This is a genomic window from Kitasatospora sp. P5_F3, assembly GCF_054049135.1.
In genome coordinates this window covers 20,638-46,298 of the sequence record NZ_JBFUMY010000010.1, presented here as the reverse complement: position 1 = coordinate 46,298, position 25,661 = coordinate 20,638, and the positions used below count along the sequence as shown (strand labels likewise).

Sequence of the window (25,661 nt, the reverse complement as noted above, 5' to 3'; positions counted from 1 at the left end):
CCGAGTCGGCAAAGGCCGCCGGCCCTGCCAGGGAGGCGGCGACGGTAAAGGCCGCAGCGACGGTCAGGGCGCGAGATGGCGCGCCGTGACGGCGACGTCTGTTCAAGTGAAGTCCCCTGCATGTGTGGAGAAGCCTCGATGCTCAAGACACGGAGGTCGACAGCATGCTCCCGGGCACGGCATGCACACGCAATGTGAATTGCGGACCGCTGTCCGAATTGCAGCAAGGACTCCCATTTTGCGAATACTGTGAGATACCTCACCCCCGAAAAGCCTGGCTCCAGCCATTGACCTGGTCTTATAAGCCGCGAGTAAGCTCCGCGCGTTCTATGTCGAGATCTTGAACCGGGCGGATGCCCGGTCGGCTGGGGGTTACTCAGTGTTGCTGTCGGGAAACGCGGGTGCTTCACCAAGCACCTATCGGCGGGGGAGGCGGCGACTGGCGACAGTCATCGCCGCGGCTGTGATCGGGGCGATGCTGGCACCGGTGTCAGTGGCTGCCGCGGCCGGGCCGGACTACTCGCGGAAATGGACGCCGTCGAATACGGCACTGCCGAAGACCGCGTCGGTAAAGGGAAAGAACGTAGCCGCTGCTCCGGTGGCGACGCCGACTCATCCGGTGCCGGCGAAATGGCAGCCGCCGCAGTTGCGGCATTTGCCGCCGCACGGACACGCGAGCGTGCACCTGGGAACCGCGCCCGCCGTGCAGTCGATGGCGGCCGGGAAGACCTCGGAAGCGGGTTCGGAGACCGCCGCCTCCGGGCTGCCCGTATCGCTGGCGCCGCTGGCGGGCTCCGCCGCGGCCGGCCAGACGGTTCAGGTCACGGTGGCGGATTCCGAGGCCACCACGGCTGCGGGTATATCCGGCCTCGCGGTGACGCTCTCCCGCGAAGGCCGGGGCGACGCCGGTCCGGTCAGGTTGGGGATCGACACGTCCGACCTGGACACCATGTACGGCGCGAACTGGGCCTCGCGTGCGCGTCTGGTGCTGCTGCCGGACTGCTCCCTGACGACACCGCAGGTGACCGGCTGCCTGCAGCAGACACCGCTGCCCTCGCACTACGACCCGTCGACGAAGAAGCTCGTCGCCGATGTGACGCTGCCCGCCGACGACGGCACGGCGCGCACGAGCATCCAGGCACTCACCGCCGACACCTCCACCACCTCGACCACGGTCGGCGTGGTCTCCGGCTCGTCCAGCGGCGCGGGTACGTACTCGGCGACCTCGCTGAACCCGTCGCAGGCCTGGGCGGCCGGCAGCACCTCGGGCGCCTTCACCTACTCGTACGCGGTTCAGGCACCGCCGACCCTCGGCGGCGCCGTGCCGCAGGTCGGGCTCTCCTACGACTCCTCTTCGGTGGAGGGCAGGACCTCCTCCACGAACTCCCAGGCGTCGTGGATCGGTGACGGCTGGGACTACGGCGCGGGCTTCGTGGAGCGCGCCCACAAGCCGTGCTCGAAGGGCGGGATCACCAACTCGGGTGACCAGTGCTGGGCGGGCGCGAACCTGACGCTCTCACTGGCCGGACACTCGGGTGAGCTGGTGCAGGACGACACTTCCTGCCAGGCCGGCGCCCCCGGCACGACCGAGCAGTCCAACTGCACCTGGCGGATCAAGGGTGACGACGGCTCGAAGGTGCAGTTCCTGACGGGTGCGACCAACGGGACCTGGAACGGCTCGTACATCAAGGTCACCGACACCACCGGCACCGTCTACTACTTCGGTCTGAACCACCTGCCCGACGCGAGCGGCAACCCCACCACCAAGGGCGCGGACAGCGGCTCGGCGTGGACCGTGCCGGTGTACTCGCCCAACAGCGGCGACCCCTGCTACGACTCGGCCAAGGGCAAGGCCTCCTGGTGCCAGACGGCGTGGCGGTGGAACCTCGACTTCATCGTGGACCCGCACGGCAACCTGACCACCTACACGTACACCCCCGAGACGAACCACTACTCCCGGGGCGGCGGCCAGAACAACGGCACCGGCACCAACACCTCCTACACCCGCTCCGGTGTGCTGTCCTCCATCGGCTACGGGCAACTGCTGTCCGACCAGCTGACCGCCAACGGCGCGTACAACCCGGCCTCGAAGATCGTCTTCGCCACCGCCGAGCGCTGCGTCACCTCCACCAGTGCCTGCGACCCGGCCAACCGCACCGCCGCGAACGCCGCCAACTGGCCTGACGTGCCGTTGGACCAGCAGTGCGCCTCCACCGGCACCTGCACCAACTACGGCCCGACGTTCTGGTCCACCAAGTGGCTGACCGGCATCACCACCCAGGTCCGGTTCAACGGCGCCTACCAGAACGTGGACTCCTACGCGCTCAACCACGAGTTCATCAACGTCCAGAACCCCACCGAGAACACCAAGGTGCCCTGGCTCGCCTCGGTCACCCGCACCGGCAGTGACACCCAGGCCTCCGCGACCCCGGTGACCCTGCCGCCGGTGTCGTTCACCTCGATGCTGCTGGCCAACCGGGTCGACGGTACGAACCTCGTCCCGTCCCGCCCGGCGTTCAACCGGCCGCGCATCCAGCTGATCACCACCGAGACCGGTGCCACCATCGGCGTCGACTACAAGCCCGCCGCCTGCTCCCGGGTCAACAACGTCATGCCGGCCTCCGCCGACACCGACACGCTGTCCTGCTACAACGTCAAGTGGCACCCGCCGACGGAGCAGCCGGACGCCCCGCCGATCGACGACTGGTTCCTGCGCTACCCGGTGAACACGGTCACCGCCAACCCGAACACCCCGGGCGCGGTTCCGGTGACCACGGCCTACTCGTACGGGAACGCCGCCTGGCACCGCAACAACTCCCCGTTGACCGAGGACATCAACCGTACGTGGGACCAGTTCCGCGGCTACGCGTCCGTCACGACGGTCGCGGGCAGCGGCGGTGACGGGCCCAAGTCCCAGACGACCAACGTCTTCTACCAGGGCATGGACGGTGACCTCACCTCGACCGGTACCCGCAGCGTCAAGGTCGCGGGCCCGATGAGCGGCCAGGTCACCGACTCCGACTGGCTCGCCGGCCAGGTCCTGGAGAGCGACACCTACACCCAGGCCGGCGGCACCATCACCGCCTACACGGTCAACACCAGCAGCGCTCCGGTCACCACGGCCACCCACAACCAAGGCAGCCTGCCCAAACTGATCGCCCGGTACGCGGCCACCAGCGCGACCGCCGTCTCGAAGTCGCTGAAGGCGGACGCCACCTGGCGGACCAGCAGCAGCACCATGACCAGCGACTCCGCGCACGGCAACCGCACCACCACCTCGCTGAGCAGCGCGGACGGCCTGCCGGACGTCTGCACCCGCACCGCCTACGCGGCGGGCACCGACCCGCAGGTGCTGGCGCTGACCTCCGAGGTGATCGCGGTGAACGGCGCCAACGCGTGCACCGTCACGCCGACCGCCGCCAACACCACCGCCTGGTCCCGGATGTCCTACGACGGCCTGTCCGTCGGACAGCTGGGAACGAAGCACGACGCGAGCTCCGCGCTGACGCTCGATCACTTCGACACCGGCGGTACGCCGCAGTTCAGTGCCACGACGGCCGCCTACGACGGTTACGGGCGCCTCGCCGGCAACACCGACCCCAACTCCACCGACAGCTCCCACCTGTCCGGCGCCACCGTCACCACCGCCTTCACGGCACCCAAGCCCGGCGAGCTGCCCACCGGCATGACGGTCGTCACCCCGGCCCCGGCCGGCGCCAGTGACGCCCTCACGGGGCGGACCACGACCACCACGCTGGACTCGGCCCGCGCCCAACCGCTGACCGCCACCGACTCCAACGGCCGTACGGTCACCGAGGCCTACGACGCGCTGGGCCGGCTGACCAGCGTCTGGATGCCCGGCCGGGCCACCACCCTGAGTGCGAACCAGACCTTCGCGTACTCGACCCCCGGCATCGTCAACGGCATCGCCGTCCCGCCGACGGTCACCACCTCCATGCTCCGCCCGAACGGGTCCTACGGCGTCAGCATCCAGATCATGGACGGCACGGGTCGGACCGTGCAGACCCAGTCCAGCCCGGCGCACTCCGCCTACACCGGCCGGTTGATCACGGATACGGTCTACGACTCCCAGGGACGGGTCGTCCGGGCCAACGCCGGCTGGTACAACAACGACGCCGGACCCAGCACGACGCTGTACCAGACCAGCACCCAGCAGGTCCCGGCCCAGTCCCACACCGTCTTCGACGGGCTCGGCCGCCCGGTGACCACCGAGTTCGTGGCCTACGGCGTGGTCCAGAGCAGCGCCACGACCGCGTATCCCGGTGCGGACCGCACGGACGTGACCCCGCCCACCGGCAGCACCGCCACCTCGACGGTCACCGACGCACGCGGGCGCACCAGTCAGCTGTGGCAGTACCGGACGCCCACCGCCACCGGAAACCCGGCGGACGCGGACGCCACGACGTACACCTACACGCCCAACGGTCAGCTGGCCACGCACAAGGACGCGGCCGGCAACACCTGGACGTACGGCTACGACGTGCGCGGCCGGGAGACCAGCTCGGTCGACCCGGACACGGGTACCAACGCCAAGACGTACGACGTGGCCGGGCGCCTGGCCTCCACCACCAACGGGCGCGGCCAGACCATCGCCTACACCTACGACCTGCTCGGCCGAACGACCGGTTCCTACTCCGGCACCGTCAGCCCGGCCAACCAGCTGACCGCCTTCACCTACGACACGGTCCTCAAGGGACAGCCCAGTACCTCCACCCGGTACGTCGGCGGCAACTCCGGTGCGGTGTACACCAGTTCGGTGCTGGCGTACGACACCGCGTACCACCCGACCAAGACGACCGTCACCGTCCCGGGCACCGAGGTCGGGCAGGGCACCACCCCGTTCACCTACACCTACCAGGCGGCGTACGACCCGATCACCGACGCGCTCAAGGCCGACAACCGCTCGGCGGTCGGCGACATCGCCGGTGAGACCGTCAACTACACCTACGACGTCAACGGCCCGCTGAGCAGCTTCGGCAGCAGCGCCACGACCTATGACCTGTCGTCGGACTGGGACGCCTACGGGCGCAACATCCGCTCCACGATGAACCCGTGGGGCACCCAGGTCGTCGTCACCAACACCTACGACGAGTCCACCGGCCGTCAGCTGTCGCAGTTCGTCGACAAGCAGACCGCCGGCACCGGGGCGGTCCAGCAGAACACCTACACCTACGACGCCTCGGGGCGGATCACCGCGATCCGCGGCATCGCCGACAACACACCGTCCGCCGCCGACCTGCAGTGCTTCGGCTACGACCACCTCGGCCGGCTGACCACCGCCTGGTCCGACAACGGCACCCTCACCCAGGCCGCGCAGCCGACCGTCGGCGGTCGCGGCTCCTGCACCAACTCCACACCCACCAGCGGCGTGGTGGCCCCGGCCACCACCACCGTCGGCGGCCCGGCCCCGTACTGGCAGAGCTACGGCTACGACCTGACCGGCAACCGCACCAGCCTCACCCAGCACGACCTCGCCGGCGACACCACCAAGGACGCCGTCACCACGCAGACCTTCCCGGCCGCCGCGACCCTGAACAGCGGCAACGGGAACGGTGGTCCGCACGCCCTGAACGTGGGCACCACCAAGGTCAACGGCACCACCACGGCCACCAACAGCAACCGCTACGACGCCGGTGGCAACACCACTTCCACCTACACCACCGCCGACAAGACCACCGACCTGACCTGGAACGTCGAGGGCAAGCTGAACACCCTCACCCGCTCCGGGCAGATCACCGGGATCGGCGGCAAGTGCCTCGAGACGCAGGGCGGTAGTTCGACCGCCGGCACCCCGGCCCAGATCTACACCTGCAACACCGGCGGCGGGCAGAAGCTCACCACCACCGGCAACCTCCTCAAGGCCTTCGGCAAGTGCCTCACCGCCATGGGTACGGCGGCGGCCTCGCCGGTCCAGCTCCAGACCTGTGACGGCACCCCCGCCCAGACCTGGACCAGCCGCACCGACGGCACCCTGCTCAACGCCGCCGCCAACCGCTGCCTCGCCGTCCCCGGCGACGTCACCACCAACGGCACCGACGTCCTGCTCGCCGACTGCGGCACCACCGTCCCCGCCGGCCAGAAGTGGGTCGTCCCCAACACCACCACCACCTACCTCTACGACGCGGGCGGCAACCAGCTCATCCGGCGCGACCCGGGCAAGACCACCATCACCCTCGGCGGTGACGAGCTGGTCTACGACACGGTCGCCAAGACTCCCCCCACGGGCGTTCGCTACTACCAGATCCCCGGCGGCACCTCCCTGGTCCGCCAGGGCGGCAAGTCCACCTACCAGATCACCGACCACCACGGCACCGGCACGATCTCCCTCGACGCCACCACCCTGGCGGAGAGCCGCCGCCTCACCGACCCGTTCGGCAGCCCCCGCGGCACCCAGCCCACCGGCTGGGCCGGCGACCACGGCTTCGTCGGCGGCACCAAGGACGATGCCACCGGCCTCACCAACCTCGGAGCCCGCGAGTACCAACCGCTCACCGGCCGCTTCCTCAACCCGGACCCACTGCTGGACACGGCCAACCCGCAGCAGTGGAACGGCTACGCGTACAGCAACAACGACCCGGTCAACCTCAGCGACCCGACGGGCCTGTGCCCCAAGGACATGTGCGACGGCTACGGCCAGAATCCGGCCCCGGCGGACTCGCCTTCCAAGGGGACCCAGAACGGCAGCACTACGACTAAGACCTTCCTGGGGTCCTCGGCCCTGGGGCACACCCTCAACAACAACACGTACAAGGTCATCACCGGTCGCGGATGGGACTACCACGGATCCCAGGCCTACACGATCGGCGAGGCCCTGGAGTGGGCGCAGGAGAGCGAAGCGGGCTGGGACTTCCTCTGCCAGATGACCGGCCACTCGACCAAGGAGTGCCAGAGCGACCCGTTCGACGGCAACCCGAACATCTACGACCCGCATCTCCTCGAGGTCGCCGGACTGACCATCGCGGGCACCATCGTCGTCGCGGCCGGCGCCGTGCTGGCCGTAGCCGCGGCCGAAGCCGGCGCGAGCGCCGCGGCTGCCTGCGCGGCAGCGGTCCTGGCGTGCGGGGTCGGTGTCGTCGGAGCCATCGGTGACGCGGCGGCCGGCGGCGCCATGGCACCCGAAGTCGCTGCCGCAGTCGCCGGTGCGGGCGTGATGGGCCAGGTGATGAGGGGCTTCTTCGGCCGCCAGCTCACGGAGAGCGCCGAGCTCGCCGCGGCGGACGCTGCACGAGCGGTGGGCTCGGCATGCAGCTTCTCGCCCGATACCCCCGTCCTTCTGGATGGAGGCACCTCGAAGCCGATCGCTGAGATCCGCATCGGGGACCAGGTCGACTCGGCTGACCCCGAGACCGGCGAACACGTCGGCAGCCGCAAGGTCACCGCCCTGCTCGTCAACCACGACGACGATCTGATCGACCTCACGATCAGCACTCCGGACGGTGGGACCGCCGTCCTCCACACGACGGCCAGGCACCCCTTCTGGGACGACACGAAGAAGACCTGGACAGCTGCGGGGAACCTGCGCGAAGGCGACGCCCTCGAAACGCCGTCCGGCGCGCACGCCTACGTCCTCGCTGTGTCCGTGGTGCCGGGCGACGCGGACATGTACAACCTCACCGTCGAAGACCTGCACACGTATTATGTGCTCGCCGGTGAGATCCCGATCCTCGTCCACAATGATGGTTCCGAACCGAGTGCCGCAGACAAGAAGTTCGCCCGATCGGTCAACCTGCCGGCCGACAGCGCCGCTGTACAGAATCGCAGCATGACCGTATCCGACTTCATCGCCAAATTCCGCAAGGGTGGCGTCAAGCAGAAGCTTGGAAACGACTATCTCGGCATGACGATTGAAGATGCACTGAAGGCCGCGAAGGCCGATGGCGACTCGCAGGCCAGGAAGATGCTTGTCGACGGCAGGTTCGACATAAACAGCAACTACAAGGGCAAGATTTGCTAGGCGAGAAGACCACGATTGGAGGCGAGCGAGAAATGACCACTCCCGACGGCGACTGGTTCAGTTGCAGGCTTCGGTTTGCACACTATTCGGATAATGACCCGACGCTTTCGCTCAGGATTTCGTCGTACTTGCTGCGGGCTCTTGACTTCGATGACGCCAAGCTGCGCGCGATTGAAATCGGAAAGAAGGAGGAGAAGGTCTACGCCAACGCGGCTGGTGGAATGGCACGGGTTGCCCTGGTCGAAGTTGAGGCGGTGGATATTCTGGACGCCATCGTCGACGGCGTCGAGGTTGCCTCGATATGGCCGGAAGAGATCACCCCGTGTCCGTATTCATGGGACCATCAGTTCAGTCCCGAAGCATCTCGGCCGACGAATAGTCTCTAGCCTCAGGGTTTTGCAACCCGACTGGAAACGACGGACGCGACTCCTGACGATCAAGGTTCTCGAAGCCGGATCATGAACAGGGGTCGCGTCCGTGCCGTCTTCCCCGACTCGACGTCACTCGTTCGGGTGAAGTTACCGCAGGCGCACCATACGAAAGCCCGCGAGATACGGAGCCTCCAGGGGCCCGAAGCGGACATCGGGATGGGCGTTCAGACTGACGGCCTGTGCCACCTCCCGGGAGGGGAAGCCGAACACGTCGATGCCGTCCAGGACCACCGGCACGGCGGCCGGTCCCGCCAAGGTTTCCTGGAGTCGTTCGATCCTGATATCGAAGAGCCCGAGCTCGTCCTCCTCCCCCGCCTGCCGGGAGAGGGCGTCTCCACTGACGCGCAGATTCAGTCCCTGGTAGTACGCGGTGAAGCACCACCCGACGCCGCAGACCCAGCCCCCCGACCGGACGTCCGCCACGGTGGAGACCACCCACTCGGCCTTGGCTTCGGACATTCCGTACCGGAGCACACCGGCCCGGTGCGGCAGCACAAGACCGACTCCTGGAAGAACCTCGAACATGGCTGCCATGCTCGGCCCTGCGCGGCTGAGACCGCAACGGGATTGACGTGACTGGCCGTTGCTCTCGGTGGGCGTGAGTTCGAGCCCAGCCCGCTGGTCAGAAGACCTCTGCGGGACAAGCCATAGGCTGCACAGCATGCTCATAGCCGCCGCCATCTGTCCGCACCTGCCGTCGCTCGCGCTCGCGGCGGATGTTGGCGCACCCGCGGCACCGGAGCGGCTGCGCGTCGCGTGCGCGCAGGCGGTGGCTGCCGTACTGGCAGAGGAACCCGAGATCGTGGCCGTGGTCGGCCCGGGTACGCGATCCGTTCTCCACGAGGAGGGCTCCCTGCCGGCCTCTCGGGACTTCGGGATCCCCGTGGGCATGCGACTGCTGCAACAGGCAGGCTGGACCGATCCGGTGCGTGCCTACGAGCTGGACGACGACCGGGACTGGCCCACGAACGGCGAGGACGGCGTCCACCTGGCGCAGTGGGCGGACCGCGTCGGGCTGCTGGTGCTGGGAAACGGTCCGACCCACGCCGACGCGGACGGCGCCCGGCACCCCGACCCACGGGCCGAGGAGATCAACGCGGGCATCGCCGCCGCCCTGGCCGACGGTGACGTGGACGGCGTTAGCTGCTTCGTGGCGACCTGGTCACCCTGAAGTGCCGACACCGCCAGTACCACCGCCAACGCCGACTGCACACAATCAAGAGTTGACGCAGGGTCAGCCAGCCAAGGGCCGGACCGGTGTGGTCCGGACATGTGCGACCTGGGCTCGGTGACGGGCCCGCTGGGCCCGGCGCTCCTCGGCCTCCGCGAGCACCGTGGCCTTGGCCTCCTCCCCGGCGTCGAACGGTGCCGGGGAGAAGCGGCCGCCTGAGGCCCGGACGTGCCGTTCCCAGCCGTCCTGCCAGAACTCCACCGTCCAGCCTGGCCACAGCTTCGGTGCCTCGTACGTCTGCGGGGAGGAGTAGAGAGACCACCAGCCCAGACGGCGGCGTTCCGGGTCCAGGTGGATGCCGGAGTTCACGTGCAGGCGGCACACCTCGTGCTCGGGGGCATCCGCCAGGCGGTCGAACAGGGCGGCGCCCTCATGGACGGGGTGGTCGAAACCGCCGGCGGCGACGTGGCAACTCTCACTGCCGACCGTGACCACCACACCGCCCGGGTCCGGCCAGGCCAGGTCCTCGTCCTCCGGGGCGAGGAACGGGGTCACCGAAAGGGCAGAGTCGCGGCAGCGGACGTACTCCGGATCCAGCCCGAGGTGCCCGCGCAGTTCGGCCGCGCCGTCGTACAACCAACGGACCTCCCAGTCCGGAAACGCCGCCCGGATCAGCTCGAAGGTCGCCGCGCGGTGCCGAAGCTCGGTGCTCGGGCCCTCCCAGGCGAAGAACAACAGAACCTTTCGGCCGAGGTCGAGCAGCACCCCGCCCTGGGCCATCTCGTCGTCCAACCACCAGCCATCCTGGCGGAGTTCGGGGAGCATCGCGAGAACAGCCGCCGACCCGTCCAGCAGGTCGAGGTCGATCCCGACCGCCCAGCCGGTCCGGTACAGCTCATGCGTACCGTTCTCGCGGACCACGATGACGTTGGCTCTGTCTCCCATCGGGACAGGATGGCCAGGACCACCGGCTGCTGACCACCTGATTTCGGCGGCCCGGGGGTGCGGGGCTGTCCACGGAGCAGACGCGTGCCGTCTCCCAGGGGTACAGCCCAGCCTCCCCTGCTGAGGTGCCGAACTCGTAGCCGTCGTCCCCCCGGCAGGAGTCGCCGGCGGCTGGGTAAAGCTTTCGCCTGACGAGGAATCATCTGGCACCGATCACTGGGGAATGCAACAACTGGTCGATATGATCCGCCCCTGACAATCCGCCAGGACATCCCAGGGGGGATCGCTCCATGACCACCGATCACACCCGGCGCCGTACCGGCCTGCGGGCCGCGGCAGCCGTGTCGCTGCTGGCAGGCACGCTGGCCGTCGGCATTCCGTCCGCGCAGGCGGAGACCGTCCCGAACGGCCGCACCGCACTGGAGGGCACCGCCCCCGAGTGGACCGCCGCCGCCGACGCCGGCGTCACCGCGGGATCCACCCAGGTCAGTGCTCGCGTCTACCTCACCGGCCGGGACGCCCAAGGGCTGACCGCCTACGCCACCGCGGTCTCGGACCCCTCCTCGCCCTCGTACGGCAAGTACCTGACGCCCCAGCAGGCCGAGGAGCGTTTCGGCGCGAGCCCGCAGCAGATCGAGTCGGTCACCGGGTGGCTGAAGTCCGCCGGTCTGACTGTCACCGGCGACGGCCGGCACTACCTCTCGATCACCGGCGATGCCGCGGCCGTGCAGAAGGCGTTCGCCACGCCGCTGCACGACTACCGCAAGGACGGCCGCACGTTCCACGCCCCCGCGCACGCCGCCTCCGCCCCGCGCGAGCTGGCCGACGCGGTGCTCACCGTCACCGGCCTGGACAACGCGCCGCACCGCGCCAAGCCGAAGGACACCCTGCCGGGCCCCGGCGCCGGCTTCCGCAACTCGGGCCCGTTCTCCACCTACTACGGCTCGAACACCGCCGACACGCTGCCGGACGCTTACGGCGCGAAGGTCCCGTACGCCATCCGCGGCTACACCGGCACACAGCTGCGTGCCGCCTACGGTGCGGGCAAGTACACCGGCAAGGGCGTGACGGTGGCGATCACCGACGCCTACGCATCGCCGACGATGGCGGCCGACGCGGCCGCGTACGCCAAGCGCAACGGCGACCAGGCCTACCGCAAGGGCCAGTACACCGAAGTCCTGCCGTCCTCGTACAACACCGTGGAGGACTGCGATGCCTCCGGCTGGTACGGCGAGGAGTCCCTCGACGTCGAGGCGGTGCACGCGCTCGCCCCGGACGCGAACATCGTGTACGTCGCCGGCGCCTCCTGCAACGACCCCGACCTGCTCGACGCCCTCAACAAGATCGTCGACAGCCGACTCGCCGACATCGTCTCCAACTCCTGGGGCGACATCGAGGCCAACGAGACCTCGGACACCGCAGCCGCCTACGACCGAACCTTCAAGCTGGGCGCGATCGAGGGCATCGGCTTCTACTTCTCCTCCGGCGACGACGGCGACGAGGTAGCGAACACCGGCAAGAAGCAGGTCGACACCCCCGCCAACTCGGCCTGGGTGACCGCCGTCGGTGGCACCTCGCTGGCCGTCGGCAAGGGCGACCGGTACCAGTTCGAGACTGGCTGGGGCACCCAGAAGGCGGTCCTGTCCGCCGACGGCAAGAGCTGGACCGACTTCCCCGGCACCTACACCGGCGGCGCGGGCGGTGGCACCAGCTCCACCGTCAAGCAGCCCTTCTACCAGCGCCGGGTCGTGCCCGACTCGCTGGCGAAGGCCAACGGCACGACCCGGATGCGCACCATCCCCGACATCGCCGCGGTCGCCGACCCCAACACCGGCTTCCTGGTCGGCCAGACCCAGTCCTGGCCCGACGGCACCGTCGCGTACGACGAGTACCGGATCGGCGGCACTTCGCTGGCCGCCCCGGTCATCGCGGGCGTCCAGGCGCTGGCGCAGCAGGCCCGGCACTTCCCGATCGGCTTCGCCAACCCGGGGATCTACGCCCGCTACGACTCGCCGCTCTACCACGACGTGACCGACCGGCCGCTCGGCGCCGACCGTGAACTCGCGGTCGCCCGCGTCGACTTCATCAACACCGTGGACGCCGCCGACGGCCTGCGCACCTCGGTGCGGAGCCTCGGCAAGGACAGCTCACTGCACGCGGTACGCGGCTACGACGACGTCACCGGCGTCGGCACCCCCGCCCCGGGCTACGTCGCCTCCTACGCGAGCCCGCTCCACTGACCCCGGCCCCACCGCACCGGATGGCCGGTCGACCCCGAGACCCTCGGGGCCGACCGGCCATCCACGCGTCGGCTCCGAACCGGCCTTCCGGGCGCCCGGTCGAGCCGACCAACGTCTACCGCTCGTTCCGCAGGATCGCGGCCGACACGAAGGTGCCCGTGGTCCGGCTGCACGACGCACGGCACGGCGACGCTGCTGGTCGCCTGTGGGGTGTCGCCGCGGGTGGTGATGGAGATCCTGGGCCACAGCCAGATCGGGCTGACGATGAACGTCTACACCCACGTCACCCAGGACTCCCAGCGGGACGCCCTGGCCAACATGGATCGGCTGCTGCGCAAGCCCCGTTGATGTCGGTTTCTGATGTCAGAAGCCCCGAACCGGGAACGGTTCGGGGCTTCTGTGCAGTTCAAGCACTGTGGGCGCAGACGGTTTCGAACCGCCGACATCCGCCTTGTAAGTTTTCCCCGAGCAAGCCCCTGACCTGCAGAAACGATGGCCACTTGGGCGCTGACCTGCAAAAATGCTTCTCCGGGGCTCTCGCAACCTCTGCGCGTTTCTCGGCCTCATGTGTACCGAATCCGTGCTGCGAGCGGCCCGCTGGCCCGGCGGCCGCCGACGGCCTGTGCTGCTCGACCCCTCGACGTTCTCACTGGTATCGCAAGCCCACAACTCCCTTTGAAGCACTGGACAGGGCTGAACCTCTCCGCAAACTCGACGGCCAGCCACCGATCAGCCGACTGTCACCAACCTCATGACCGAGTACACCTAGACCCGCAGAGTGGGCGGGGCTGGCAGGGTTGGCGCCGGGGTGAGGGTAAGCCTGGCTCCCTGCCGGTGGCTGCCAGCACCGCCCGACGGGCGCGCCGCCGACGCCGACACTGGGCCACCACCACGGAAGCAGCCAACCAACTACCGCACCAGCAGCACCGAACAGCGACACATCAGCCTGGCTCCCTCTCAGCAACAACCGGGACCGCCCGACGGGCGCGCCGTCGGCGCAGGCCCCAGGCCGCCAGCGTGGTGACCAACGCCACCGCGAGTCCGCCGAGGAACTCCGGCACTGCAGCAACCAGCAGCTCCGGAATGCCGCCCAGATGGTCGGCGCATCCCTCGCCGATTGCCTGGACTGCCTCGTTGATCTCTGTCGACATCGCAGTACGCCTCCGCTGCTCGGAACACCTCACGGCCGCCGTCGACCGCGCAGCCAGCGTGCTCGGCGCGGGCGGTGCCCCCAACCCGCGCTGGGACAGGCTGGGACAGCCCGGGACCGCTCGGGGCATTCGCCCGCTGGCCGAGGGTCCACCCTGGGAGGATGGCGGGTGTCCCTGGCCCGCCCCAGGGACGCGCCTGAGGCGCCCCGGGGCAGGAGATCGAGGAAAACCAGCGATGAGCGCATCAAAGGGAGTCAGCACCGATGCAGCGTGTGCACTCGGCGACTTCCTCCGGACCCGGGCTCAGGAGGCGGGCCTGAGCGCACGTGAGATCGCCCGCGCCTTCCAACAGCGGGCCGACGGAGAGCAGGCGCGGACCGCGGCGGGGGCCGGCAGGCCGGCCGACTCGGTGGGCGGAATGAGCTTCTCCAAGTCACATCTCGACCGCCTCTTCAAAGGCAGTGCCGTGCTGCCGCCCGTCCGGTTCCTCAGGGTCTTCCTGGAGATCACCAGCACCGCCGCCGACCTACCTGCACAGCGCCACCAGGCGCTGTGGCGGGAGGCGACGGAACTGCTGACCAAGGCCCGGCAGCTGCAGGCGCGTCCACCCGCGCTGCCCCAGCCACAACCGGAGGCACCCACCACGGCGGCGGCCATCGCCACGCTCCAAGCGCAGCTCGACCTCGAACGGGCGCACCGCGCCGGGGACCACCTCCGCCGGGAGCTGAGCGACACCCAGGCACTGATGGGCACGCTGCTGCAAATCATCGACGCGCTGCGGGACATCATCACCGAGCTCGATCTCGACCTGTTCGGCACATCACGCACAGCCGGGCGAACAATTCCGCGTTCGCTGGCCGAGCGGCAGCGCACCGAGGCAGTCGGGTACAAGACGGCGGCGGCGGCGGAGTTCGACCGGGTCGACCACCGGCGGCGGGTGCTGGAGCTGCTGTGGGACCAGGCGCAGGGCAACCTGCGGCGGCTGGCCACGCACGCCGACGACGGGCACCTGCGGCCGCTGCCCGACCTCCCGCCACTGCCGACCCTCAGCGTCCTCTCCCCAGGCCTCCACGCCGAGCCCGCGCTCGCGGACATCGCGACCGCCCTCGGCCGGGTCCAGGAGTACAACGACGCCGAAGAGCAGAAGATCGCCGAGCTGCGACGCACCCTCGCGGACAACGCGCCTCTGGCCCCCGACGACGAACTGGCGATCCTGTTGGCCGCCACCCGCCTGAGCGACCCGCTCGCCCGCGACGCCGCCCTGCGGACCGTCCTGGCGAGCTGGGCCCACCACCCAAGCACCCGCGACACACTCCTGCGACTCGTCCATGACGACCAGTCAGCCATCCGCAACAACGCGGCCTGGGGCCTGGCGAGCGCCTGGGCCGGAAACCCCGAGGCCCGGGACGCCGTCGCGGCGCTGACCGGCGACCCCGAGCACCGCGTCCGGGAGACGGCAGCACTGGGGCTGGTGCACGGTTGGGCGGGCGACCACGCAACGCGCGACGCGCTGGCCCGGCTCGTCCAGCACGAAAATCCGGAAGTCAGGCAGAGGGCCGCGCAGGCGCTCGTTCACGGGTGGGCGGATGACCCCGTGGTCCGCGACTGCCTGATCGCCCTGGCCCGCGACAGCGAGGTACTGGTCCGGGCGGTTGCCGCAGAGTTCCTCACCGAGCGCTGGCCCCACGACGGCGTCGCACTCGACGCACTCCGCTCCCTTTGCGACGATCCTGCGGAATCCGTCCGCTGGATCGCCATACAGGGACTCGCGCGCCAGGGCTACACCACGACCACCTGGCCAGTGACGACCAACGCCATCCTTCAGGCTGCCGAACTGCCGCCTTCCTACCAGAAACTAGGGGACCTGCCGGTCGCTGCGGCACTACGCCAGAGAATCGACTTCAACGAGGGGATCACCGTACTTGTGGGCGCCAACGCCAGCGGGAAGACCATCCTGCTGAACGCCCTGGCCTTGTCGATGAACTTGGCGCGCTCCGCTTTTCCCGCCGGTCAGCCGGCACCAGCGAGCCAGAGTCTGGCCGCGCACCTCCGGATCGCCTGGAACGACCGGCGGACTCCGTACAGTTGCATCTACCTCACCGACCACACCGTCCAGACTCGCAACAAGAGGGCTTCCAGGCTAGAGACTTGGCAGTCGCACCTGCGTTCCCTGGCCAAGTCGGACGGTGCGCCGAACAGGGTCCTCCTAATCGACGATCCCTTCCGATTCCAGCATCCCCTTGTGGAACCCAGGCACTTCGACACACTCTCGGAACTCGCAGACCAGGGCTTCCAGCTGATCGTTACCTCGGCGCAAACCACCTGGACCGCCCTCCCCACGGCCCGCGTCATCAAGATCGACCGAAGCGCCCACCGCACCGCCTCCTTCGATCCAACGAAACTCCCTGACGGCCCGCCGCTGTTGATCTAAATCCGCCTCAAGGGTGCGGCGCCTGGCCCTCCGGGGCCTCTGCTTAAGGACGACCGTCAGGTTGCCCACCTTGAGGGGCAGGTAAGCCTATTGACGGCGGGCCGGCGACTTGGCGGTGCCCATGCGGTCACTCCGTCCAGTGGAGGCGACGTTGGTCCGGTGCCAGGCGAAGTACTGCTCGCTCTCGTCATGGTGAGCGGTGCAGGTCCTGCCCGAGAGCACCTTACTGAGGTCGGCGCTTCAGGGTGACGGGTTCGGTCTTACCCATCGGCGTGACCGTCTGGAGGCGGCGGCTAGGCTGCGGAGCATGCTCGTGGCCGCTGCTATCTGTCCCTGCCTGCCGTCGCTCGTGTTCGAGGCGGGCGTGGGCGCGCCTGCGGCGGCGGAACGGCTGCGCGCGGCGTGCGCAAAGGCGGTAGCAGCCGTACTGGCCGAGGAGCCCGAGATTGTGGCCGTGGTCGGCCCGGGTACGCATTCCCTTCTCCATGAGGAGGGGGCACTGTGGGCCCGTCGGGATCTCGGCCTCGGTGCGTGGCTGCTGCAGCAGGCGGGCTGGACCGGTCCGGTGCGTGCCTACGAGTTGGACGACGACCGGAGTTGGCCCACGAATGGCGAGGACGGCGTCCACCTGGCGGCGTGGGCGGACCGCGTCGGGCTGCTGGTGCTGGGGAACGGTCCGGCCCGCGCCGGCGCGGACGGAGCCGGGCGTCCTGACCCGCGGGCCGAGGAGATCAACGTGGGCATCGCCGCCGCACTGGCCAGCGGTGACGTGGACGGATTCTTCCCGGACTTGGACGCGGGCCTCGCTCGTGAGTTGGGGGTGTCGGGTCGCTCGCCCTGGCAGTTGCTGGACGGGGCCGACTGGGATCTGGCCACCCACCGCCTCCTGTATGCCGAGACCGTGGACGGCGTCAGCTGCTTCGTGGCGACCTGGTCACCCTGAAGCGCCGACCTCAGTAGCGGCCGAGACAAGGTCCTCGGATGCCTCGGCCTTCGGCGACATCTCGATGAAGCCCTCGGAGATGACGTGGATGAAGCCGTCCTCGAACAGGGCGTCGCAGCCGAGCACACATGCGCCCGTGAGGTTCCACAGGTCGGAGCGCTCCCGCAGGTTGCACCGGGAGCGCTTCTTCACGTGTGCGGCACGCACCAGGATGGCCGGCAATGTCCGCCCGCACAGGTCGCACCTGACGATCGGTTTGCCCCGCAACCTGGCGCGCCGCAGCCCGGCCTGCTCGCGGCTGGCGAGTACCAGGGTGGGCCGGTCCAGGTTCTCAGGCAGGTCCAGGTGGCGCTCCTGGGGATCAACATCGTCAGGACTGCTGCTGGGCACCGTCTGCGATCCGGCTTCGTCACTCCGCCGCCGCAGCGCCCTGGCTGCTGCCACGACCAGCCGTGCCGCTTGAGCGGATCGACACCGGTCAGGTCGGCCAGGCCGCCGGGGCAGGCCAGGTTGACGACCCGTCGGATAGTGGCGGCACTCGGCGCGACACGCACGCCCAGCGCACGCCCAGCGCACCCACCGCGCGGGCACCCAGCTGGGCCAGGGCRTGCTGCGGAGCGCTCGCGGACCACTGGCGGATGGCAGCATACGAGTGCGCGCCGGCAACCACTGCTGACACGGCAACCAGCAGTACTGCCACGAACGGGTGACGCACCCCGCGCCGCCGACGCGGATCCGGCAGCATCCGCAACCGCTCCACCGGCGACAGTCCCGCCGCACCCTCCAGAGAAGGCGACTTGACGAGGCAGACGGTGGCAGGCTGACGGCACATCGAAACTCCAGTGGTTCAGGTCGACTTGGGAAGGTCACCCCTGCTCAACTGGAGTTTCGTTGCGTTCGTGACGGGCCAACCCGGACCCCTCGAACCGCCGTGGCCTGCAGTTTCACGTGATCAACGGAACTTTGAAACGCCCTGGGGCTGCTGCCTCTAGACTTTGTGTGTGATCGGTAGCTCAGAGGCGAGGCGTGGGAGCATTGCAGGCGCTTCCGGTGATGCTGGCACCGAGTATCGGCGCGGCGTTGCGGCGTACGCAGTCGCGTGCGGTCTCGCAGGAGTTCCGCTGCCGGGAATCGAGATCCCTCCCGCGTACGCCAAAGTGACATCCGTGTCGCTTGAGACCGACGATGCGGTCGATGACGTCAGGATCGATTTCGAGTTAGGGCTGCGCGCACTAGTGCAGGCCAAGCGGCGCTTGGTGGCCGGTAAGCCTCTGACGGAGGCTGTGGCCCAGTGGGTGCAGGCCGCTAAGGCTGGCCTGGATCCGACTAAGGATCGTCTGGTGATCGTCGCAGGCTCGTTGAGCCGCCCGATGAAAGACCTCCAGCGCGTTCTGAATCGTGAGCGGACCGATCACCCGGGCACCCCCACAGGGGCTGAGGCGAGCATTCTGTCCCGTGTTCGGGCACTCCTGGGCGATTTGGACGAGCCCAGACGCGACCTAGTCCTAAGTTGCGCGGTGATCTGGGAACTGCGGGTTGAGGAACCAGATGATCCGGATTCACAGCAGGCTATGAATCACTTGCGCCACGTTGTTGCCGACGGCGGACATGACATGGCACGTCGGGCCTGGGAGGCCCTGATGAAGAGCTCGGGCCGCACCGCTCGGCTCCGCGGCGGGCATAAGCTCGTTAGCTGGCTAAACGCCCTTCAGGGTGAAGGCATCGAGATCAGCAGCGCCGGCGCAGCACCTGCGGCGGTTCTTGAGACCCGGCGGCAAACGCTGGAAAGGTACATCGCGCGCCTTGACCGAGAGGGCACAGAGGTCGATCTGAGCTCGCTGGGCGCCGAGTTGCCCAAGCTCTCTATGAGCCAGGCAGACGCGGGCATCAGTGTCGGAACGAACCCAGACGATGACCGGGCTGATAGCGAGCTGATCTGGGCTTTCCTCCGCCGTGGCCGTGTCGTCCTGACAGGCTTGCCTGGAGGTGGGAAAAGCACCGCATTGAAGCGCCTAGCAGCGCAACTGGCCTCGGACGAGACGTTTCCCCTTCCCGTGCGGGCATCGCTCCGCGAGATCAACACGGCCGATCGACAAACCAGTTTTCGGGACCGACTCATCGCCGTCGCCGTACGCGACGACAGGCCCGCAGACCGGGCGGTGCTCACTAGGGAGATCAATGAGCGCCTGGACCGAGATGGCGGGATCGCCCTACTCCTCGACTCGCTTGACGAGACCTACGACCAGCGCGCGAAGGTGGTAAGCGAGATTGCCACGCTGGCCGCTGATCTGCCGGAAGGCGTTTGCGTCCTGCTGGCCACGCGTGATGTCGCCTATGGGCAGGCGGCGACTCTCAACTGGCCGGCCTTGCGCTTGCGGCCACCGTCCAGCATTAAAAGTACGGTGACCGCAGTCTTGGAGATGGCCGCGTCCCAGAAGGTTCCCGAGGCTGCGGACAGATCAGGCTGGGTTGCCGAACGCGAGGAATGGGTGCTATCGGCGCTGGAGCAGGACGAACTACTTCGTGAGACGCCACTCATCCCAGTGCTGTTGGCACTGCTCGCTGTTCGGAGATCAGCCCAGACGCTCCCGAAGCTTCGCGCGAAGATCCTCGAAGCTGTGGTGAAGGACGTCGTAGCCAGCCGCGAGCTAAAGCGTGGCGACGGGCGCACGCTAGGACCGCTGGTAGGCAACGAACTGAGCATCATGCAGGCGTTCACCAGCGAGGCTGCCGAGATCCTGAACAGTCAGGGCCGAGCCACCGCGGAATCGATCGTCAACGCCATTGCCGCCGACCTCCGCGAACCCTGGGGTCTGGCGCCGGCCCAGGCCACGACTGCAGGGTGGGAGGCGGTCCGGCTCTTCGACGAAACCGGGATCTTCGTGCTGTCGGGGGCCGATGAAACCGTCGCTCCGCGGATTGCTCTATTCGCAGAGATCGGGGACGCCCTGCGGATCATCTCCCGCCCGGACGAGATCGCACGATGGGTCGATGAGCGGATTGCTAGCCAGCAGTTCGAACCGCTTGTGCTCGCATGCACTCTCGACACCGCCGTGGCTACCGCCGCCGCTAGCGCCCTACAACGCAACCCTGGCCATGCATCGCTGGCGAGGGCGCTCGTGCAGGCTGCTAGGGAAGGAGCCGAACTTGACGACTCCACAATCCGACAGGTCTGCGAGTGTTTGATTGCTCAGGTCGCCGACGGAACCCAGGAAGGGTGGCAGAGCTGGGAGGACCTTCTATGGCTGCCTATCCCCGCTGAGCTCCGTGCAGCTGCGGAAGCGGCCTCCATGCAGCACGGCCCCGAGCATGCCCTTGTTGCGCGTGCCTCGCTGGACCTTCATTTTCGCTCGAATTCTTCGAGTGTAGGGAACCCGCAGATACTGAAGGACGTACTTGTCCTGCAGTCATTGCCGCGCCTGCCATCGTCGAATACAAGCGGGATCCTCTCCCTCAAGGAACTGCTCGCGGACGACATTCTGACGAGGACGCGGGAGAATGCAGCTGAATTTCTGCTGGACCATGTCCCGGGCTCGGCTCCTTTGGTCGCCGATTGCGCTGCAGAAGCCCCATCTGGCCTACGGGGATCCCTCATGAAGCTTCTCCTCGATAGGGGATTCAACGACGATGTTCGAGCTCTTCGTGAGGTGATGGCACAGGAGACCAGGAGTCTGCAGTTTCCATCGTGGTTTCCGGATCTCGGCCCCTCCGTATATGCGCACTTCCTTCGACTGGTCGCCGGACACGCAACGGCTGAGCTCTCGATGGCGCAGGCAACCGTCCTCGACGAGCTGGCCGATTTCGTCGAGACGATGTATATGAACGATGGCGGAGTGTCGCACCTGCACAAGCAACCGGACGGCATTCTCCAAGAGCTCATCGGAGTGACGGCATCCCTGTACGGATTCGACCATGCGGTCCTCGCCGCCCAGGCAAAGATTGCCTTGGTGCGAATGGAGCACTGGAACGACAACGTCCCCTACTTTGCACTTTTCGACAATGCGCATGCACATTCCAACCCGGACTGGTCCGGTGTGCACGATCGCGAGGCGGCAGTGCGGTTGCTTGTGCTGCTGTTTCCACTCGGTATTGGTCAGGCACGGTTCGCAGCAAGATCACTGTGGGAGGCGCCCGTTGCCGATCAGGCTGCCCCGCTGTTGCGAGCCCTGTTGCCGAGACTCGTCCAAAGCCCGAGGCATGAGCGAATCGGGGCCGCGACGTTGGCATCACTCGCCTCGGGCCCTGAGCCCGAGTGCTGGGTGGCCAGCGATGATCCTGTGCTGCGTGCTGTAGCAGCGACCATGATCGAGCCGATGAGTGGAGATGCTCTCAGCAATCAGCTCCGAGAGCTCTTGGATGACCCCGATGGTCATGTTCAAGTGGCAGCCATCAACCACATCGTCAGTGTTCAGCCTCCGGATTTGATCGCAACCCTAAACAGGGTCGCCGGCCGACCAGCACCGGGATGGATGTGTCTGAGTTGTCGAACAGTGAACCCTCCTCCGGGCCGCACTTCATGCTCGAATGAAAAGTGTTTCAGTGTTGGCGCTGATCCAGCGAAGCTCGCGAGTGAGTCCCTGCAGAAAGCGGTCGCCCCGGGCGCTCACTGATTAGCGCAGTATGAATGAGCGGCGCTGCAATTCTGGAGATGGGCAAGGATGGCTCTGCTATTCAGGCAGTGCTGGTAGGCGACATCCCTGGAGCGTTCGCCGTCGCTACTGGCTTCGGCTTGTCAGGGTGACGTTGTGGTGTCGAGGGTCAGGCCGGTGCCGGCTACGAAGCCGTTGAGGGTTTCGGGGCGGTACTGCAGGCGTTTGAGCCGGTTGCGTACGAGGGCTTCGAGTCGGTCGAGGGCCATGACGGCGAGGTTGGCCAGGCTGTGCTTGACGTGGGCCCAGACCCACTCGACGGGGTTGAGGTCGGGCTAGTAGGCGGGAAGCAGGAACACCGTCAGCCACTCCCGCTCGCCGATCAAGTCGCGCATGGCGTGGGAGACATGGGTGTTCAGACGGTCCCAGACCAGCACGATCGGTGGTGCCTTGACGAGCTGGTGGACGCCGTCGATCAAGGCGATGAAGTCGCGCTCGCCCATGCTGCGGCGCCTGCCCCGGCCTGCGGGATGAGTGATCAGGCGGTGGCACAGCCGAGTGCGTGAACCAGGCCGCATGTTTCCATCTGGCGCGCCGACCAGGTGACCGCGGTCGAAGCAGCCAGCCACGCCATGCGCGGCGGGCGCACAGGGCTCCCCTTCGTCCGCCCGAACCTCTGCCGCGCCACTCCTGCCCGGCGCGGCAATATGATCTCCCGTACACGCAGCCGGAGTTGGGCAGGGGAACCGCTTTGATCGTCTTGGATACGAACACCATCCGGAGTGCCAAGACTGGCGGCCCTGAGGAGGAGCTGCTGCGGACGCTCCGCGCCTCCCGCGCCGAGCGGGTCGGAATGCCCCGGACTGTCCTAGATGAGCTCCTGGCTCAGCACGTACTCGCCTACCAGCGGGCTCACGAGGCATCTGTGTCAGCCGCGGAGCAGCTGAACAAGGCCACTCCGTGGAAGACCGTGGACGGCCCGGACGACTACGACCCAAACCGGGTGCGTCAGCACTGGATCGAGCGGTACCAGCGAGTAGCCGAGGTCTTGGAGACCCGTGGGCCAGTCCTCCAGCTCGCGCTGACCAGGGAGGCGGGCTTGATCCCACCCTGCAAGTTGGTCGGCGAGGGCAAGAACCAGTACAAGACTGGGGCGCGGGACGCCGCGATCTGGCTCACCGCCGTCGACTATGCCAAGCGGAACCCGACCGAGTCGGTGTACTTCGTCAGCAACAACAGCAAGGACTTCGGCAAGAAGATCGGTGATGTCCCCCAACTCTCGTCCGACATCAAGGGCATGGAGGGCCGGTTCTTCCTCCACCTCACCCTTGGAAGCGTCCTCGCCCAGTTCGGGAAGGAGGTCCCTACGACCGAGGAAGAGGTGCGCGGCCTACTGAACCGCCCGGAGAGTCTCGGCGTTGTCACCCGCCGGGCGCGGTTGATGCAGCTGCGCCGGCGTGTCGAGGTGCCCCGCATCAACCCGGTCTACCTGCCCTTCGTGGCAAGGCTCAGCGAGGAAGCCCGCGCCACGCTCGCCGAAGTCACCACGCCTCGCTCCTTCGAGATCGACGGGGCTCGGTGGTTCACCGCGTCGGCCAGGTGGCTGCTCCTCGACGAGCAGACTTCTCCAGCCGGCGCTCCGCTCTTGCGTCTCTGGAGCTGGACGACCCGTGTGATGGTTGCCCCCGACAGCCACGACGTCACGGTCCTCCAGGCTGACCTCCCTACGGATGGCAGCGAGGAGGACCGGGCACGGTTCCCTGTCGTCGAGGGGTCGTGGACCACTCCCGAGTCCAGCTGGGCCTTCTTCGGCGATGTCGTCTCCAGGGTCGCGGCGACGATCTCGTCCTCCCCCGGCACGCTTGGCGGCCCGGCCTTCCACGGCGACCTCTCGCCGGTGCTGCTGGAGGACCTGATCGACGACGGCGAGTAGCCGACCTGGACACCCGCCGCGCAGGCTCGGCGCGAGGGCCGTACCCGGAGTCTGGCTGGTCGCTACACTGCCGCCTTCCGGGGGCGGTGGCCGGCTTGCTGCCAGTGCCCGTGGGAAGCGCCAAGGTCGAACCGCACTCGGTGGCAACCGCTCCCGGAGTCATCTGCCGATCCGGCGACCACGTCAGCCGGCTACGCCATGATCTGACAAGCTGGCCACCAAGCTGATCAACCTCTGCGCCTGGAGCTCGACTTGCTCTTCCTGGACACCAACATCCTCAAAGGCGTGTCCCTCCGTGGTCCCGAAGCCGAGCTTCTGCACGTACTGCGGACCGTCAAGGCCGAGCGGGCCGCAGCGCCGGAGACCGTCCTAGTGGAGCTCGCCGCGCAGGAGCACATCCGCCACCAGGCGAAGCTGAAGGCGGTCGAGGACGCGCTGAAGGAGCTGCGGAGAGCCAGCCCGTGGATGACGATCCCGCCGGTGCCGTTGGGCCGCCCAGGCGACGCCCGTGAGTACTGGCGCGCGCAGTACTTGAAGGTGGTCGACCCGATCAAGCCGAGCGTCAAGGTCTACGAGGAGGCGCTGTTCCGCGAGGCCAACGTTCTCCCGCCGTGCAAGACCGTCGGGAAGGACGCCAAGACCGGCGCCCGCGACGCCGTGATCTGGTTGACTGCCGTCGAGTACGCCCGAGAGCACCCGGACGAGATCATCCGCTTCGTGAGCCGGGACTCCGACTTCCGCAGGGTCACCGAGAGCGGGCGCTCACTCCAGCAGGACATCGAGGACTTGGAGGACAGGTTCCACACGTACACCACCCTCGGCGAAGTCCTCGCCGAGTTCGCGACGTCGGTGACCGTCACTGCGGAACAGGTGACCAACCTTCTGAACTCCGAGCTGTGCCAGCGGCTCACGCGCCAGCGGGCGGCGCGGGTCTACTTCAGGTCCATCCTCGTCGACTACCCCATGTACGAACCGCTGCTCAGGAACTACCTCAAGGCCGCTCTCAAGGACGGCCTCACCATGGTCCTCGCCGAGGTCGTGGACCCCCGGGCGTACGAGATCTCGGGCCACACCTGGTACACCGCAGACGCTCACTGGGTGATCGCCTGCCCTGTGCCCACCCCCTTTGGTGGCGACGGGTTCTTCCTCCAGCGCTGGAGTAACCGCGTGATGGCGAGTGAGGCTGCCGACTCCGAGGGGTTCACCATGCTGAAGGCCGATCGCCTTCAGGCGGCAGAGGACGACGACGCCGAACTCTTCCCGGGCCTGTCGGGACAGGTCACCGTAGGCGCGGAGGACCTTGCCGCTGCCTTCCCAATCCGGCAGCGAGACCCGTACCACCAACGCATCCAGGCCGCGTGGAACTCGACTCAGCTGTCCCTCCTCGACCTGCCCGAAGCTGACGACCGCCCCGACGACTACGCCGACGAGTACGACCCTGACGACGATGGGCAGTCGCTGTAGCAGTGCCCGATCCTGGTCACCTGCCGATCCGGCACCTGTACAGGCCGGCCGCTGACCTCTGCTGCACCGCGCTGCCCATCGACTGAGGGGCCGAGGCGGCGGGCTTGAATGGGGGCGGCGCGGCGCGCAGGAATTGCAGGTCGGCGGGCCTTTTGGATTGTTGCGGCGCGGGCAGTTCGGGGGCGGTGTCCAGTCGAGTTGTTGCCAGGCGTCGCATGCGGTTCTGCTGTGGCTGCGGTTCTCGGGCGGGGGCCTGCGGCACGGCGACCAGTGCCTCCTCGGGGGCGGGAACGGTTTCGGGGATGGGGATCCATTCCACTTCGCGGACGGGTTCACCGATGTCGGCCATGCTGTGCTCCTCGCTTCGGATCTGGTTCAGAGGTTGGTG

At 67.9% G+C, this 25,661-nt stretch carries 15 protein-coding genes and 2 pseudogenes; 10 read left to right on the top strand and 7 right to left on the bottom strand.

What is annotated here, in order from left to right; genetic code table 11:
* Positions 1-679: 679 nt before the first annotated feature.
* Positions 680-7,975: a polymorphic toxin-type HINT domain-containing protein gene (locus ACXJMZ_RS08300; protein WP_457029317.1), complete on the top strand. Its 7,296-nt coding sequence runs from the start codon at positions 680-682 to the stop codon at positions 7,973-7,975.
* 32 nt (positions 7,976-8,007) lie between these two features.
* Complete coding sequence (locus ACXJMZ_RS08295; protein ID WP_457029316.1) at positions 8,008-8,361, top strand: hypothetical protein; 354 nt, start codon at positions 8,008-8,010, stop codon at positions 8,359-8,361.
* Between the two features lie 132 nt (positions 8,362-8,493).
* Here ACXJMZ_RS08295 and ACXJMZ_RS08290 read toward each other — a convergent pair whose 3' ends face one another.
* On the bottom strand, positions 8,494-8,865 hold the full coding sequence (locus tag ACXJMZ_RS08290; protein ID WP_457029315.1) for a hypothetical protein: 372 nt from the start codon (positions 8,863-8,865) through the stop codon (positions 8,494-8,496).
* A gap of 202 nt (positions 8,866-9,067) precedes the next feature.
* Here ACXJMZ_RS08290 and ACXJMZ_RS08285 point away from each other — a divergent pair, with 202 nt between their 5' ends.
* Positions 9,068-9,577: a hypothetical protein gene (locus ACXJMZ_RS08285; protein WP_457029314.1), complete on the top strand. Its 510-nt coding sequence runs from the start codon at positions 9,068-9,070 to the stop codon at positions 9,575-9,577.
* 63 nt (positions 9,578-9,640) lie between these two features.
* Here the strand turns inward: ACXJMZ_RS08285 and ACXJMZ_RS08280 are convergent, their stop codons facing one another.
* Positions 9,641-10,522 (bottom strand): hypothetical protein, encoded by an 882-nt coding sequence (locus ACXJMZ_RS08280; protein WP_457029313.1) that lies wholly within the window; start codon positions 10,520-10,522, stop codon positions 9,641-9,643.
* A 290-nt stretch (positions 10,523-10,812) separates the two neighbouring features.
* Here ACXJMZ_RS08280 and ACXJMZ_RS08275 point away from each other — a divergent pair, with 290 nt between their 5' ends.
* Together ACXJMZ_RS08275 and ACXJMZ_RS08270 are read left to right on the top strand one after the other, a co-directional pair.
* Complete coding sequence (locus ACXJMZ_RS08275) at positions 10,813-12,762, top strand: S53 family peptidase (RefSeq protein ID WP_457029312.1); 1,950 nt, start codon at positions 10,813-10,815, stop codon at positions 12,760-12,762.
* A gap of 86 nt (positions 12,763-12,848) precedes the next feature.
* Positions 12,849-13,110 (top strand): annotated as a pseudogene (locus tag ACXJMZ_RS08270) (tyrosine-type recombinase/integrase); the annotation flags it as partial.
* A gap of 593 nt (positions 13,111-13,703) precedes the next feature.
* Here the strand turns inward: ACXJMZ_RS08270 and ACXJMZ_RS08265 are convergent.
* On the bottom strand, positions 13,704-13,913 hold the full coding sequence (locus ACXJMZ_RS08265; protein ID WP_457029311.1) for a hypothetical protein: 210 nt from the start codon (positions 13,911-13,913) through the stop codon (positions 13,704-13,706).
* A 235-nt stretch (positions 13,914-14,148) separates the two neighbouring features.
* Between ACXJMZ_RS08265 and ACXJMZ_RS08260 the strand changes: the two genes are divergently transcribed.
* Both ACXJMZ_RS08260 and ACXJMZ_RS08255 read left to right on the top strand, forming a co-directional pair.
* On the top strand, positions 14,149-16,344 hold the full coding sequence (locus ACXJMZ_RS08260) for a HEAT repeat domain-containing protein (protein ID WP_457029310.1): 2,196 nt from the start codon (positions 14,149-14,151) through the stop codon (positions 16,342-16,344).
* Between the two features lie 307 nt (positions 16,345-16,651).
* Positions 16,652-17,287, top strand: coding sequence for a hypothetical protein (locus tag ACXJMZ_RS08255; RefSeq protein ID WP_457029309.1), 636 nt, complete (start codon positions 16,652-16,654; stop codon positions 17,285-17,287).
* Here the strand turns inward: ACXJMZ_RS08255 and ACXJMZ_RS08250 are convergent.
* Both ACXJMZ_RS08250 and ACXJMZ_RS08245 read right to left on the bottom strand, forming a co-directional pair.
* Positions 17,279-17,677, bottom strand: coding sequence for a hypothetical protein (locus ACXJMZ_RS08250; protein ID WP_457029308.1), 399 nt, complete (start codon positions 17,675-17,677; stop codon positions 17,279-17,281). The two genes, ACXJMZ_RS08255 and ACXJMZ_RS08250, sit on opposite strands and share 9 nt — an antisense overlap.
* Positions 17,678-17,765: 88 nt before the next feature.
* Positions 17,766-18,032 carry a transposase family protein gene (locus tag ACXJMZ_RS08245; protein ID WP_457029518.1) on the bottom strand — a complete coding sequence of 89 codons (267 nt, stop codon included), beginning with the start codon at positions 18,030-18,032 and terminating at the stop codon, positions 17,766-17,768.
* 421 nt (positions 18,033-18,453) lie between these two features.
* Here ACXJMZ_RS08245 and ACXJMZ_RS08240 point away from each other — a divergent pair, with 421 nt between their 5' ends.
* On the top strand, positions 18,454-21,897 hold the full coding sequence (locus ACXJMZ_RS08240; RefSeq protein ID WP_457029307.1) for an NACHT domain-containing protein: 3,444 nt from the start codon (positions 18,454-18,456) through the stop codon (positions 21,895-21,897).
* A gap of 122 nt (positions 21,898-22,019) precedes the next feature.
* On the opposite strand, the pseudogene ACXJMZ_RS08235 reads toward ACXJMZ_RS08240, so the two are convergent.
* A pseudogene (locus ACXJMZ_RS08235) lies at positions 22,020-22,454 on the bottom strand (transposase); the annotation flags it as partial.
* A gap of 173 nt (positions 22,455-22,627) precedes the next feature.
* On the opposite strand from ACXJMZ_RS08235, the gene ACXJMZ_RS08230 reads away from it, so the two are divergent.
* Positions 22,628-23,809: a PIN domain-containing protein gene (locus ACXJMZ_RS08230; protein ID WP_457029306.1), complete on the top strand. Its 1,182-nt coding sequence runs from the start codon at positions 22,628-22,630 to the stop codon at positions 23,807-23,809.
* A 252-nt stretch (positions 23,810-24,061) separates the two neighbouring features.
* Positions 24,062-25,273: a PIN domain-containing protein gene (locus tag ACXJMZ_RS08225; RefSeq protein WP_457029305.1), complete on the top strand. Its 1,212-nt coding sequence runs from the start codon at positions 24,062-24,064 to the stop codon at positions 25,271-25,273.
* Positions 25,274-25,289: 16 nt separating this feature from the next.
* On the opposite strand, the gene ACXJMZ_RS08220 is transcribed toward ACXJMZ_RS08225, so the two are convergent.
* Positions 25,290-25,622, bottom strand: a complete 333-nt coding sequence (locus tag ACXJMZ_RS08220; RefSeq protein WP_457029304.1) for a hypothetical protein — start codon at positions 25,620-25,622, stop codon at positions 25,290-25,292.
* Positions 25,623-25,661: the final 39 nt, after the last annotated feature.

Coding starts and splice junctions, on each gene's coding strand:
- ACXJMZ_RS08295 (WP_457029316.1), top strand. CDS start 8,008: ATGACCACTCCCGACGGCGACTGGTTCAGTTGCAGGCTTCGGTTTGCA.
- ACXJMZ_RS08290 (WP_457029315.1), bottom strand. CDS start 8,865: ATGTCCGAAGCCAAGGCCGAGTGGGTGGTCTCCACCGTGGCGGACGTC.
- ACXJMZ_RS08285 (WP_457029314.1), top strand. CDS start 9,068: ATGCTCATAGCCGCCGCCATCTGTCCGCACCTGCCGTCGCTCGCGCTC.
- ACXJMZ_RS08280 (WP_457029313.1), bottom strand. CDS start 10,522: ATGGGAGACAGAGCCAACGTCATCGTGGTCCGCGAGAACGGTACGCAT.
- ACXJMZ_RS08275 (WP_457029312.1), top strand. CDS start 10,813: ATGACCACCGATCACACCCGGCGCCGTACCGGCCTGCGGGCCGCGGCA.
- ACXJMZ_RS08265 (WP_457029311.1), bottom strand. CDS start 13,913: ATGTCGACAGAGATCAACGAGGCAGTCCAGGCAATCGGCGAGGGATGC.
- ACXJMZ_RS08260 (WP_457029310.1), top strand. CDS start 14,149: ATGAGCGCATCAAAGGGAGTCAGCACCGATGCAGCGTGTGCACTCGGC.
- ACXJMZ_RS08255 (WP_457029309.1), top strand. CDS start 16,652: ATGCTCGTGGCCGCTGCTATCTGTCCCTGCCTGCCGTCGCTCGTGTTC.
- ACXJMZ_RS08220 (WP_457029304.1), bottom strand. CDS start 25,622: ATGGCCGACATCGGTGAACCCGTCCGCGAAGTGGAATGGATCCCCATC.